This window comes from Nakamurella deserti, assembly GCF_003260015.1.
In the GTDB taxonomy this organism is placed as follows: Bacteria; Actinomycetota; Actinomycetes; order Mycobacteriales; family Nakamurellaceae; genus Nakamurella; species Nakamurella deserti.
This window is the reverse complement of sequence record NZ_QCXS01000001.1, coordinates 1-12,137: the sequence shown is the minus strand read 5'-3', so window position 1 is coordinate 12,137 and position 12,137 is coordinate 1. Positions and strand designations below refer to the sequence as shown.

The window sequence follows — 12,137 nt, the reverse complement described above, 5'->3', positions numbered from 1 at the left end:
CACGCAGAGAGGCTGCGCATGCTCCGCATCGCCGTGGGTCAGTTCGTTCCCGGTTCCGATCCGGTCGCCAACCTGGACCGCATCGACGGCCTGGCCGCCCGGGCGGCGGCCGGCGGTGCCCGGCTGTTGGTGCTCCCGGAGGGCAGCCTGGTCGAGTTCATCGACGACAAGGGCGCTTCCACCCGGTGCGCCGAGCCGCTGCACGGACCGTTCGCGGCCGGCCTGGCCGCGGCATCCAGTCGGCACGGTCTGACCGTCGCGGCCGGCAGCTTCGTGCCGGTGGGCGACCGGGTGGCCAACACCCTGATCATCGCCGGCGGCGGTGACATCGTGGCCGCGTACCGCAAGATCCACCTGTACGACGCGTTCTCCTTCCTCGAGTCCGACACCGTCGCGCGCGGCGACGCAGCGCCGCCGGTCGTGGAGATCGACGGGGTACCCGTCGGTTTCGCCACGTGCTACGACCTGCGCTTCCCGGAGCTGTTCCGCAGCCTGGTGTCCCGCGGTGCGCAGGTGCTCGCGCTGCCGGCGGCCTGGGTCAGCGGGCCGCTGAAGGAGGAGCACTGGCTCACCCTGCTGCGGGCCCGCGCCATCGAGAACACCTGCTACGTCGTGGGTGCCGACCAGGTGGGTCGTCGCGTCATCGGCCGGTCCGCCGCGTTCGACCCGATGGGCCTGCCGTTGCTCGACCTGGGGACGGCGAAGGACGCCGTCGGGTTCGTCGACGTGGAACCCGACCGGCTCGCCGAGGTGCGCGCCCAGCTGCCGAGCCTGACGCACCGCCGCTTCCCGGTCGGCGAGCGTCCGGCGTGAGCACCGTCCTCGGCCCGGTGGTCGGTCTGTTCGTCCAGCGGCAGCCCGTCAAGCAGGGCCGGGCACCGCTGCGGCGGTACCGCACCGACGACATCGTCGGGGTTCCGGCGCTCACCGTCGATGTCGACGGCGTCATCGGCCACCCGGGGGTCGGGGAGCCGATCCTGGACGTGCACCACCGGCTGCACCCCGCCAGCCGCGACCGCCGGGGGACCGGCGGTATCTCGGTGATGGCCACCGGTGACCACGTCCGACTGCGCCGGCGTTACGGCGACCACCTGGTCGACGGAGCCGCCGGGTGCACCCTGCTGATCGACGAGCCCGACGGGCTGGCCGGTCTGGACCTCGGCGCGGGCCTGGAGGTGCACGGCGCCGCCGGCGTGCTGGTGCTGACCGGCGTGCGGGTCGCGGTGCCCTGCGTGGAGTTCAGCCGGTTCTGCCTCGGTGAGCCGGCGTCGGCGGAGGTGTCGCCCGCGGTCCGGACGGCACTGGCGGAGCTGGACGGTGGTGCACGGGGGTACCGGGGTGCGGCCACCGGTCCGGGCCGCATCGAGCTCGGTGACGTCCTGCACCTCCGCGAGCCGCACGCCCCGTCCTGAGGCGCCCCTCCGGCGCCGTCCGCAGGCGGTCTCCGCGGCGAGTTGCCATCGGAGGCACGACGCACCGGGGGCGGCAACCGCAGGGCCCGACCCGCGCCCCGGCCCCCGCCGCTGCGCCGTGGTCGCCCCGCCGTGTCGAGACCGCCCGCTCCCCGATGGTCTTGACTCCCATCCCGCAGCCTGGCGATCCGCTCGGTCGCCCGGACCCGCCGGCCACGGCCACGGCGGTGGGCCCCAGGGACGCGACAGCATCACCGCCCCGGTGGGGCGCGGTTCCCCGAGGGTGTGATGCGGGGGCGCCGACACGGCCTCGGAGGGCCCGTCGTCACGCGCCGGAGTACCCGTTCGGGTTGATCGTTCGCTCGAATGGCGACCGAGTCGACGAGTGGCATCGGGGACAATTCACCCCATGACTGGGGGCGGGCGGTGCGGCGACGGCCGCCCGATGCGGCGTTGACGGCCGACGCCACGTCGGGCGCCGACGGCGCCGTGGCCGATCCGGCGTTCGAGTTGCTGCCGCGGGGCACCGCGCTGGAGGCCCGCCTGTTGCGGGAGTTCGCCGATCACGCGGCGATCGGCTTCTCGCTGTACGAGGTGCCGGTGGCACCCGGGGAGCCGGGTCGGTTCAGTTTCGTCAACCGCACCTACCTGAAGCTGCTCGGACTGCCGTCGGAGTTGGCGATCGCCGAGGTGGGGGACGCCGTCCTCGAGGCGGTGCACCCGGACGACCGTCACCGCACCGCCCAGATGGCGGCCGACTTCCTGGCCGGCCGGCCCACGCACCAGACGCTGCGGATGATCCGACCGGACGGCAGCGTGCGCTGGGTCCGGTCGCGCCGGACACCGATCCTGGACGACGACGGCGGTCTGGTCCGGGTGGCGGGCACCGTGGAGGACATCACCGAGTTCGTGATGACCTCGACGGCGCTGCGGGAGAACGAGGAGCGTTTCCACCAGCTCGCCGACAACGTCCCGGTCGGTTTCACCCTCACCGACGTGGGTGATCCGCCGCGCATCGTCTACTGGAACCCGGCCTTCCTGCAGATCCTCGGCGTGGACCCGGACGCGGCGGACGAACCCGTCGAGCGCCTGCTCGTGAGCCGCACCCATCCCGACGACGTCGCCGCCTGGTCCCGGAGCCTGGACGACATCCGGGCCGGACGGCCCTTCGACGGCGAGATCCGCATCATCCGCCCCGACGGCGAGCTGCGCTGGCTGCGGATCCGCCGGCATCCGGTCCGCGACGAGCACGGCGTCGTCTTCCGTGCCGCCGGCACCGACGAGGACATCACCGACCGCAAGTCCGCGGAGGCGGCGCTGCGGTTCGCCCAGTCCGAGGCGGACCGCGCCAACGCGGCGAAGAACGAGTTCCTGTCCCGGATGAGTCACGAGCTGCGGACGCCGCTCAACGCGGTGCTCGGCTTCGCCCAGCTCCTAGAGATGGACCAGCTCAGCGAGTCCCAGGCCGACTCGGTCGGCTACATCGTGCGCGGCGGCCGGCACCTGCTGGCGCTGATCAACGACGTCCTCGACATCGCCTCGATCGAGGCCGACCGGCTGGAGCTCTCGATCGAGCCGGTGCACGTCGGCACCGCCCTGAACGACGCCGTACGCCTGGTGCAGCCGCAGGCCCGCGACGCCGGGGTGGCGCTGTCCTTCGACCCGATGACGCCCGCGGCTTCGCTGTTCGTGCAGGCCGACCAGCGCCGGCTGCGGCAGGTGCTGATCAACCTGTTGACCAACGCGGTGAAGTACAACCACCGGGGCGGCCGCGTCGAGGTGTCCGCCGAGCAGGTGGGTACCGGCCAGATCCGGTTCGTCGTCTCCGACAGCGGGATGGGCATCCGGGACGAGGACATGGCGCGGTTGTTCGTGCCGTTCGACCGGATGGGCCAGCAGGCGTCCGGTATCGAGGGGGCGGGCATCGGGCTCGCACTCTCGCAGCGTCTGGTGTCGTTCATGGGAGGTCATTTCGACGCCCATTCGGTGCACGGGACCGGCAGTGTCTTCGGAGTGACGCTGCCGCGCTCGGAGCACGTCGACCACCCCGTGGTCGCGCCGTCCGCGACGGCGGAGGCGGTGGGGCCGCCGGAGCGGGTGTGCACGCTGCTCTACATCGAGGACAACCACTCCAACGTCCGGTTGCTGCAGCGCATCCTGGCGCGCCGCCCGGGGTGGGAGCTGGTGCACACCGACCGCGGCCGGCGCGGCCTGGAGCTGGTCGGGGCCTGTGATCCCGCGCTGATCATGCTGGACCTGCACCTGCCGGACATGAACGGCATCGACGTGCTGCGCGAGTTGCGCCGGCAGCCCGGTGGTGAGACGCGGCCGCTGGTGATCGCCAGCGCGGACGCGAGCCCCGGGCAGGTCAGCCGGTTGATCGCGGCCGGGGTCGACGCCTACATCACCAAACCGCTGGACGTCCGGGACGTCCTGAGCCTGCTGGACCGGTTCGCCGCCGACCCGCAGACGGTCGCGCCGCCGCGCGCGGTCACGTGACGGGGACCACGTTGGAACTACGTTCAGTGAAATCCCGTGCGCTTTCTGTCATGCTGAGACGGTATGTGCATGCGCCGCTGACGGGGGGTTGAGGTGTCGATTTCCGAGCAGGAGCCGCAGCTCTTCGCGCCGACTGCCGGACGGACGCCCCCGCAGCAGCCGGCGCCGCCCCCCGCCCCGCTGCCGACGGTCTTCCTGGTGAGCCGGCTGTCACCGCCCCGCCACCTGTCGGTCAGCGACGGCTTCGAGACCGTCACCGGGATCCCCGCGAGCACGATGCTCGACGACCCGACCACGTTGATGCGCCTCATCCATCCCGACGACCTCGAAGCGACCGCGGCCTGGGTGCAGCGCAACTGGTCGGGACACCCCGGGCAGATCGAACTCCGACTGGTGCGCCCGGACGGCGGGACCCGCTGGATCCGGCTCGCGTCGGCGCTGCTGCCGCCGGATCCGGCCGACGGGCAGCGGATGGTCACCACCATCGACGACATCACCCCCCGGGTGGCCGCTGTCGAGGCGGCCCGCACCGCGGAGGCCGCGGCCCGCGCGGCGCACGAGGCCAAGAGCGCGCTGATCTCCCGGATGAGCCACGAGCTGCGGACCCCGCTCAACGCGGTGATCGGCTTCGCGCAGCTGCTGGAGCGGCGCATCACCGACCCGGACGACCAGTCGTCGGTGCAGTACATCCTGTCCTCGGGCCACCACCTGCTCGCCATGATCGACGAGGTCCTGGACGTGGCGCGGATCGGCGCCGGCAGCCTCTCGCTGACCGTCGAGCCGGTGGAGGCGCCGTCGCTCGTCGACGAGGTGGTGCAGCTGATCCAACCGGCGGCCGACCGGGCGCGGATCGCCGTGGCCGTCGAGGGCGGTCCCGCGGGGTTGCGCCTGCTGGGCGACCGGCAGCGGCTCGTGCAGGTGCTCCACCACCTGCTGGACAGCGTCATCGAGCACCACCGTCCGGGTGGGCACGTCTGGGTCTCGTGGTCGGCGCTGGGCGGCGCGTCGGTGACCGTCCGCGACGACGGTCCGGGCCTGCCGGCGGAGGTCCGGCGGCGGCTGTTCACCCCGGCCGGGGGAGCGGACCCGGGCAGCGCCCCACCGGGCGGCGGCGTCGGGCTGTCGGTCACCCAGGCGCTGGTCGAGCTGATGAGCGGGACCATCGCGGTGGACTCGGCGCCGGGGGCGGGGACGTCGTTCACCGTGAGGTTGCCGGCCGCCGCCGACCGGTGGGCCGACGTCGGGTCCGCGGACGCCGCGTTCGTGCCGACCCAGCAGGGCATCGGACCGACGACGCTGCTCTACATCGAGGACAACGAACCCAACGTGCGGGTGGTCACCTCGCTGCTGCGGCTGCGGCCCGGGTGGCAGCTCGTCCACGCCGGCCTGGGTACCACCGGCCTCGCGCTGGCCCGGTCGCGCACCCCCGACCTGATCCTGCTGGACCTGCACCTGCCGGACTGCTTCGGCCAGTCGGTGCTGGAGACGCTGAAGGCCGATCCGGTGACGGCCGAGATCCCGGTCGTCATCCTCAGTGCCGACGCCAGCCGGACCCAGGTGGACCGGTTGCTGCAGGCCGGGGCCGCCCAGTACATGACCAAGCCGCTGGACGTGCGGGAGGTGCTGATGCTGCTGGACGGCATCACCGCCGAGCAACTGACCCGGATGGTCGATGCCTGACACCCTCGAGCGGTTCTCGACGATGTGCGTGCTGATCGTCGACGACAACGCCGCCAACGTCGCCCTGCTCAAGGCCCTGCTGCGCGACGCCGGGCTCAACCAGGTCATCACCGAGACCGATCCGCGCCGGGTGTTCGGGCTGCTCCCCGTGGTCAATCCCGACCTGGTGCTGCTGGACCTGCAGATGCCGCACGTCAACGGCCTGGAGCTGCTGGGCGCCATCACCCGGTTCGCGGCCGGCAGCTACCTGCCGGTGATGGTGCTGACCGCGGACACCTCAGCCGACACCCGTAACCAGGCCTTCGAGCTGGGGGCCCGGGACTTCCTGACCAAGCCGCTGGACATCGTCGAGGTGGTGCTGCGGACGGCGAACCTGCTCGAGACGCGCCAGCTGCACCAGCTGCTGCGGTCGCCGCCGCCGACGGGCCAGGCCGCCACCCCGTCCATCCCGCAGCCGGCCACCGGGGCGCACGACCAGGCCGAGGCGGCCGGGCAGCGGGTGCGGACGGTGCTCCGCGACCGCAGCATCGTGCCGTTCTTCCAGCCGGTGATCGATCTGACCTCGATGGCGATGGTCGGCCAGGAGGCGTTGGCGCGGTTCCCGAGCCCGCACCCGCAGGGACCGGCCGGCTGGTTCAGTGACGCCTTCGCCAGCGGCATGGGCTCGGAGTTGGAGTGGCTGGCCGTGATGAACGCGCTGCCGATGCTCGACACCGCCGACCACGACACGTTCCTCGCGCTGAACATGTCGCCGGCGACGATCGAGCTGATCCCGGAGCGGAACATCTTCACGCCGGCGATCTGCCCCCGCATCGTCATCGAACTGACCGAGCACGTCCCGATCGAGGACTACTCGGCGATCCACCGGGCGCTGTCGGTGCTGCGCAGCCACGGCGCGCGGCTGGCCGCCGACGATCTCGGCTCCGGGTACGCCGGGTTCCGGCACCTGGTGGCGCTGCAGCCCGACGTGGTCAAACTCGACATCTCGCTGATCCGGGGCATCCACCGCAGCCGCCCGCAGCGGGCGCTGGCCAGCGCGCTGGTCGCCTTCGCCCACGACATCGCGGCCGAGGTCATCGCCGAGGGTGTCGAGGAGGCGGCCGAGGTGGAGGTGCTGCGCGACATGGGCATCCGCTGGGCCCAGGGCTACTACCTCGGGATGCCGGCGCCGGCGCGCTGAGCGAGCCGACCCGGGCTCCGTCGACCGCGGTGCACCGCCGGCGCCGGCGGAGCCGGTCGAACAGGTCACCACCGATGTGCCGTTCGGCGAGGAAGATCCTTGCCGGGGACGACCTCCCCCCGGCCGGCGCCGGCCCGCCGCCGGAGCTGGCTGCCGGCCAGCAGCTCCGACACCGGCGTGACGTGCGCGTCGGGAGAGAAGCAGCTGCTGCCGTCGGTGAACCCGCTCAGGACCGTCCCGACTCCGCCGCGGTCAGCCCCAGTTGGCGGCGAGGGTGAGGCAGAACGGGTGCCCGGACGGATCCAGCAGCACCCGCCAGCGGCCCTCCCCCGGCTGGTCGTCCGGAACGGCGGCGCCCAGCTCGACGCAGCGTCGTTCGGCGGCGGCGAGATCCTCGACGGCCAGGTCGAAGTGGAACTGCTTGCTGCCGTGCGGGTTCGGCCACGCGGGCGGCTCGTAGCCGGGGGTGGTGCCGAACCCGAGGGCACTCGTCGGTCCCGACACCATGGCCGCCTCCGGGGAGTCGTAGGTGATGTCCCAGCCCAGGACCGCCGACCAGAACGCCGCGTCGCGGGACGCGTCGGCCGAGTCGAGGGTGACCATCTTCAGGGAGCCGACCGGGTCCGTCATCACGGGTCTCCTTCCGCGGGTGCTCGCGCCACGAGTGTCGTCCGTCGCGGCGGACGCCGCCACCTGATCCGCCGCGACCTACGGGAGAGCGGCGCCGCGGGCGGTGGTCCACAGCCGGTACCACTCGTCGTGGGTCAGCTCCGGGCGACGGTCGACGGCGTCGGCACACGCGGCGATCCGGTCGGTGTCGGTGGTGCCGATGGTCGGGGCGATCCCGGCCGGGTGACGCTGCAACCACCACAACACGATCGTCTCGGGTGTCGTGTTCTTCGCCTCGGCCAGCGACGCGACCAGTGCCGTGGTCGCCTGTGCGGCGGCGTCGCCGCCGGCCCGGCCGGTGTAGCGCCCCTGGGCCATCGACCCCCACGCCTGCAGCGCGATGCCGTGGGCGGCGCAGTACTCCAGCGTCCCGTGCGGGAAGCCGTTACCGGTGGCCGCCGTGGTGTTGACCAGCACGCCGGACTCCACCCAGTCCCGCCGGTACAGGCTCATCTCCAGCTGGTCCACCACCAACGGCTCGTCGAGATGGACCTGCAGCGCGCCGATCTGGGCGGCGCTCATGTTGGACACGCCGAACGCGCCGACGAGGCCCTCGTCCCGCAGGGCCGTCAACGCCTGCGCCACCTCGGCCGGTGGCGTCAGCGGGTCCGGCCGGTGCAGCAGCAGGACGTCGATCCGGTCGGTACGGAGCCGGTCGAGGCTCTGCCGCACCCGGGTGGTGATGGTGGCGGCGCGGAGGTCGTACAGGCCCGCCGCGTCGCCGGCCGGCAACCGGATGCCGACCTTGGTCTGGAGGGTGAGCGACCTCCGCAGCTCCGGCGACCGGGTGAGCACCTCGCCGAAGACCGCCTCGGCCTTGCCGGCGGCGTAGATGTCCGCGTGGTCGAAGCAGGTGATCCCGATGCCCAGGGCCGCCTCCACGACGGCCTCGGCCTGCGCGAGGTCCGCGGCGGTCAGGTCGGGGACGTCCCACGGGCCGCCGAGGCCCATGCAGCCGTACAGCGGACGGGTGGACACGGTGGGAGAGGTGGCGGTCATCAGAAGAGGATGCGGCATCGGAGCCGCCCGGGTGGGCCGGTGGCGGCGACGGCGCGGGTCGCGGTGGGCACCGCGTGCGGGCCGCGTGGTCGCCGCGGCGGCGCGGTCGGGCGCGGAACCGGCGAGCGGTCGGTGTCAGTCGGCGGGCCTGCGTCCGGCGTGCGGTGGGCCGGTGGTGGACCGGACGACCAGGTGCGGCGTGGCGACCTGTTCGCGCGGGCCGTCGCGGTCGGCGCCGGTGGCGCGGTCGACGGCCCGGTGGACGGCGAGGTGGGCGAGCCGGTCGACGTCCTGGGCGATGGTGGTCAGGTCGATGAAGGAGATCCGGGCGAGGTGGCTGTCGTCGTACCCGATGACGCTGATGTCGCCGGGCACGTCGAAGCCGGCGGCGCGGACGATCTCCAGGACTCCGGTCGCGCAGCGGTCGTTGAACACGGTGATGGCCGTGGGTGGCCCGTCGGCGAGGACCGTCCGGGCGGCGCCGGCCCCGTCGTCCTCGGTGAGACCGCCCGGGTAGACGCGGATGTGGCCGGCGAGGCCGTGGCGGGTCATGGCGTCGCGGTAGCCGCGGCGGCGTTCGGCGGCGCCGGGCGCACGCCCGCCGTCGATGTGGGCGATCCGGGTGTGACCGAGCCCGACGAGATGGTCCACGGCCTGCGCCAGCCCGTGGGCGTCGGCCGTGCGCACCACGTCGACGTCGGAGTGGCGCACCGCGCGGGCGACGGCGACCACCGGCACGATGGCGGCGAGCCTGCCGAGCTGCGCCGGCGGTTCCTGGGTGCCCAGGAGCAGCAGCGCCTCGCAGCGGTCTCCGAGAAGATCGGTGATGGCGGCGGTTTCGCCCCGATCGGCGGTGACCGCACTGAGGGTGAGCTGGTAGTCCAGCGGTGCCGCCGCCCGGTAGAGACCGGCGAGGAGGTCACCGTGGAAGGCGTGCTGCACACCGAAGACCACGCCGAGCAGGCGGCTGTTCCCGCGGCGCAGCAACCGCGCCCGGGTGTCCGGCCGGTAGCCCAGTTCGTCGGCGATCCGCAGGATGCGCTCGCGGGTCGCGGCACCGGCCCCCGGCGCGTCGCGCATCACGATCGACACCAGGGACTGTGAGACCCCGGCCCGGGCCGCGACGTCGTGCATCGTCGCCCGCCGCGCGCCGCCACCCACCATCGACACCACGATACCCACCGTCCCTGCAACGAACCAGTTCGTATGTCTTGACAAGTCGGGCGCTGCCCGCGACGATTCGTTGCAACGTACTAGTCGGTGCGGCGGATAGCTCGAGGAGGAGCCGTCATGGGTGCAGGAGCAGGCAACGGTCCGGTACGGGTCGCGTTGATCGGATCGGGTCGGATGGGTGCGTTCCACGGCCGGACCCTGGCGACCGGATTGCCGCAGGCGCGGCTGGTGGCGGTCGCCGATCCGGCGCCCGGGGCGGCGGAGCGGCTGGCGGGGGAGCTCGGCGCGGACCGGTTCTACACCGACGCCGCGGAGGCCTTCGCCGACCCGGAGGTCGACGCGGTGGTGATCGCCGCACCGGCCCGCTTCCACGCCGACCTGGTGGTGGCGGCCGCCGCCGCCGGCAAGGCGGTGTTCTGCGAGAAGCCGATGGCCACCACGCTGGCCGACGCCGACCGGGCGATCGAGGCCGCCCGCGCGGCCGGGGTGCCGCTGCAGGTGGGCTTCAACCGCCGGTTCGCGCCGGACTGGGCGGCCGCCCGTGCGTTGCTGGACGACGGGACCGTGGGCTCGCCCCGGTTGCTGCGGTCGGTGACCCGCGATCCCGGCGGCTTCGACCCGTCCCGGGTCCCGGTCGACACCATCTTCCTGGAGACGTTGATCCACGACTTCGACACCCTGATGTTCCTCAACCCGGGGGCCGCGCCGGTGGAGGTGTACGCCACGGCCGACGCACTCGTCGAACCGGACTGGAAGGACCGCGGTCTCCGGGACACGGCGGTGGTGATGGTCAAGTTCGACAACGGTGCCGTCGGGGTGGCCGAGGCCTGCTTCGAGGCGTCCTACGGCTACGACGTCCGCGGCGAGGTGTTCGGGTCCGCGGGCATGGCCACCATGGGCGACGGCCGCACCACCGGGATGGCGTTCTCGGGTGCGGTCGGCCGGGTCGTCGACACCGCCCGCAGCGACCAGGCCCTGCTCGCCGGCGCCTATGTCGCGGAGCTGTCGGCGTTCGCCGACACCGTCCGCGCCGGCACCGACGCCGCGGTCGACGGCCAGGACGCCCGTGCCGCGCTCGCGATCGCCCTCGCCGCGGCACAGTCCGCCCGGACCGGACTCCCGGTGCGGATCGCGGAGCTGTCGGCATGAGCGGCTACCGGCTCGCGGCCTCGGCCGAGATGCTGTTCACCGAGCTGCCGTTCCTGGACCGCGTCCGCCGCATCGCCGATCTCGGCTTCGAGGTCGAGATCTGGGACTGGACGGCCAAGGACGTCTCCGCACTGGCCGGCAGCGGGGCGACCTTCTCCTCGATGACCGGCTACATCAGCGGCACCCTGGCCGACGAGGACGGCGCCGCGGAACTGCTGCGCACCGCCGCCCTGTCGCTCGAGGTCGCCGACCGCCTGGACTGCCCACGGCTGAACGTGCACGGCACCGGCCTGGACGACCGGGGCCTGCCGGTCGTGGCGACCGAGGTGGTGTCGCCGGCGATGTGGCTCACCGCGCTGCGGACCCTGGACCGGCTCGCCGCGCTGGGCGAGCGGGCCGGGCGGGTGTTCACCCTGGAGAACCTGAACCTGCCCGTCGATCACCCGGGCACTCCGTTCGCGCTCGCCGCGGACACCCTCGCCCTCGTCGAGGCCGTCGACAACCCGCACCTGCGGATGAATCTCGACCTGTACCACGCGCAGATCGGTGAGGGGAACCTCACGGACCTGGTTGAGCGGTCGCTGCCGTTCGTCGGTGAGATCCAGGTCGCCGACGTCCCGGGTCGCCGCGAGCCCGGCACCGGGGAGATCAACTACCCGCACATCGCACGCACCCTGGACCGACTCGGCTACACGGGTGTCGTCGGGTTGGAGGGCTGGGCCTCCGGCGACTCCGACACCGCACTCGACCGGTTCCGGCAGGCCTTCACCACCACCTGAGCACCCGATACGCCCCCTGAACCCACCCCCTGAACCGACCCCCCGCCCCCCCGAACCCGATCGCTGCGCACGATCCCGCCACGGAACGGACACCAACCATGAACCGCAACCCCGGCCCTGCCGACGATCCCGGCCGGTCGAGGCTGGTGCTGGGGACCGCCCCGGATTCGTGGGGGGTGTGGTTCGCCGCCGACGAGCACCAGGTCGGGTGGAAGCAGTACCTCGACGAGGTCGCGAGCGCGGGCTACGTGTGGACCGAGCTCGGCCCGCAGGGGTTTTTGCCCCAGGACCCGGCCCAGCTCCGCGACGAGCTCGGATCCCGCGGCCTCGAGGTCGCCGGCGGCACCGTCTTCGCCGGGCTCCATAAAGGCAAGGAGGGGCTGGACAAGGCGCTGGCCGACTTCGGCCGCGAGGCCCGACTGCTCGCCGCGGTCGACGCGAAGTACCTGGTCCACCTACCCGAGCAGTACACCGACCTGCACACCGGCGCCGCCACCGGCACCGCCGACCTCGACCCCGACCAGTGGCGCCACCTCGTCACCGGCACCGACACCCTCGGCAAGGCCATCTACGAAGAACACGGCGTCCAGCTGGTCT

At 73.0% G+C, this 12,137-nt stretch carries 11 protein-coding genes; 8 read left to right on the top strand and 3 right to left on the bottom strand.

Annotation, left to right across the window (positions count from 1 at the left end; translation table 11 throughout):
- Positions 1-18 precede the first annotated feature (18 nt).
- From DB033_RS00055 to DB033_RS00035, 5 genes are all read left to right on the top strand, one after another.
- Positions 19-813: a carbon-nitrogen hydrolase family protein gene (locus DB033_RS00055; RefSeq protein ID WP_111764899.1), complete on the top strand. Its 795-nt coding sequence runs from the start codon at positions 19-21 to the stop codon at positions 811-813.
- The gene (locus DB033_RS00050) at positions 810-1,412 is read left to right on the top strand and encodes a hypothetical protein (protein WP_111764898.1); all 603 of its coding nucleotides are present in this window, start codon (positions 810-812) and stop codon (positions 1,410-1,412) included. Before DB033_RS00055 ends, DB033_RS00050 begins: the two co-directional genes overlap by 4 nt.
- 453 nt (positions 1,413-1,865) lie before the next feature.
- The gene (locus tag DB033_RS00045) at positions 1,866-3,911 is read left to right on the top strand and encodes a PAS domain-containing hybrid sensor histidine kinase/response regulator (RefSeq protein ID WP_170315444.1); all 2,046 of its coding nucleotides are present in this window, start codon (positions 1,866-1,868) and stop codon (positions 3,909-3,911) included.
- Positions 3,912-4,004: 93 nt separating this feature from the next.
- The gene (locus DB033_RS00040; RefSeq protein WP_111764896.1) at positions 4,005-5,591 is read left to right on the top strand and encodes a hybrid sensor histidine kinase/response regulator; all 1,587 of its coding nucleotides are present in this window, start codon (positions 4,005-4,007) and stop codon (positions 5,589-5,591) included.
- Positions 5,584-6,771, top strand: a complete 1,188-nt coding sequence (locus DB033_RS00035) for an EAL domain-containing protein (protein ID WP_111764895.1) — start codon at positions 5,584-5,586, stop codon at positions 6,769-6,771. Before DB033_RS00040 ends, DB033_RS00035 begins: the two co-directional genes overlap by 8 nt.
- Before the next feature lie 252 nt (positions 6,772-7,023).
- Here the strand turns inward: DB033_RS00035 and DB033_RS00030 are convergent, their stop codons facing one another.
- From DB033_RS00030 to DB033_RS00020, 3 genes are all read right to left on the bottom strand, one after another.
- Positions 7,024-7,401, bottom strand: a complete 378-nt coding sequence (locus DB033_RS00030) for a VOC family protein (protein ID WP_170315443.1) — start codon at positions 7,399-7,401, stop codon at positions 7,024-7,026.
- A gap of 78 nt (positions 7,402-7,479) precedes the next feature.
- Positions 7,480-8,439, bottom strand: a complete 960-nt coding sequence (locus DB033_RS00025) for an aldo/keto reductase (protein ID WP_205843572.1) — start codon at positions 8,437-8,439, stop codon at positions 7,480-7,482.
- Positions 8,440-8,574: 135 nt separating this feature from the next.
- On the bottom strand, positions 8,575-9,603 hold the full coding sequence (locus DB033_RS00020) for a LacI family DNA-binding transcriptional regulator (protein ID WP_111764950.1): 1,029 nt from the start codon (positions 9,601-9,603) through the stop codon (positions 8,575-8,577).
- Positions 9,604-9,729: 126 nt separating this feature from the next.
- Here DB033_RS00020 and DB033_RS00015 point away from each other — a divergent pair, with 126 nt between their 5' ends.
- From DB033_RS00015 to DB033_RS00005, 3 genes are all read left to right on the top strand, one after another.
- A complete protein-coding gene (locus tag DB033_RS00015) occupies positions 9,730-10,761 on the top strand; it encodes a Gfo/Idh/MocA family oxidoreductase (RefSeq protein ID WP_111764893.1) in 1,032 nt (343 codons plus the stop codon).
- Positions 10,758-11,540: a TIM barrel protein gene (locus DB033_RS00010; protein WP_111764892.1), complete on the top strand. Its 783-nt coding sequence runs from the start codon at positions 10,758-10,760 to the stop codon at positions 11,538-11,540. Before DB033_RS00015 ends, DB033_RS00010 begins: the two co-directional genes overlap by 4 nt.
- Positions 11,541-11,638: 98 nt before the next feature.
- Positions 11,639-12,137, top strand: a 499-nt coding sequence (locus DB033_RS00005; RefSeq protein WP_157970416.1) for a sugar phosphate isomerase/epimerase family protein, incomplete at its 3' end; no start/stop codon positions are given.

Coding starts and splice junctions, on each gene's coding strand:
- DB033_RS00010 (WP_111764892.1), top strand. CDS start 10,758: ATGAGCGGCTACCGGCTCGCGGCCTCGGCCGAGATGCTGTTCACCGAG.
- DB033_RS00020 (WP_111764950.1), bottom strand. CDS start 9,603: ATGGTGGGTGGCGGCGCGCGGCGGGCGACGATGCACGACGTCGCGGCC.
- DB033_RS00025 (WP_205843572.1), bottom strand. CDS start 8,439: ATGACCGCCACCTCTCCCACCGTGTCCACCCGTCCGCTGTACGGCTGC.
- DB033_RS00015 (WP_111764893.1), top strand. CDS start 9,730: ATGGGTGCAGGAGCAGGCAACGGTCCGGTACGGGTCGCGTTGATCGGA.
- DB033_RS00055 (WP_111764899.1), top strand. CDS start 19: ATGCTCCGCATCGCCGTGGGTCAGTTCGTTCCCGGTTCCGATCCGGTC.
- DB033_RS00030 (WP_170315443.1), bottom strand. CDS start 7,401: ATGACGGACCCGGTCGGCTCCCTGAAGATGGTCACCCTCGACTCGGCC.
- DB033_RS00035 (WP_111764895.1), top strand. CDS start 5,584: ATGCCTGACACCCTCGAGCGGTTCTCGACGATGTGCGTGCTGATCGTC.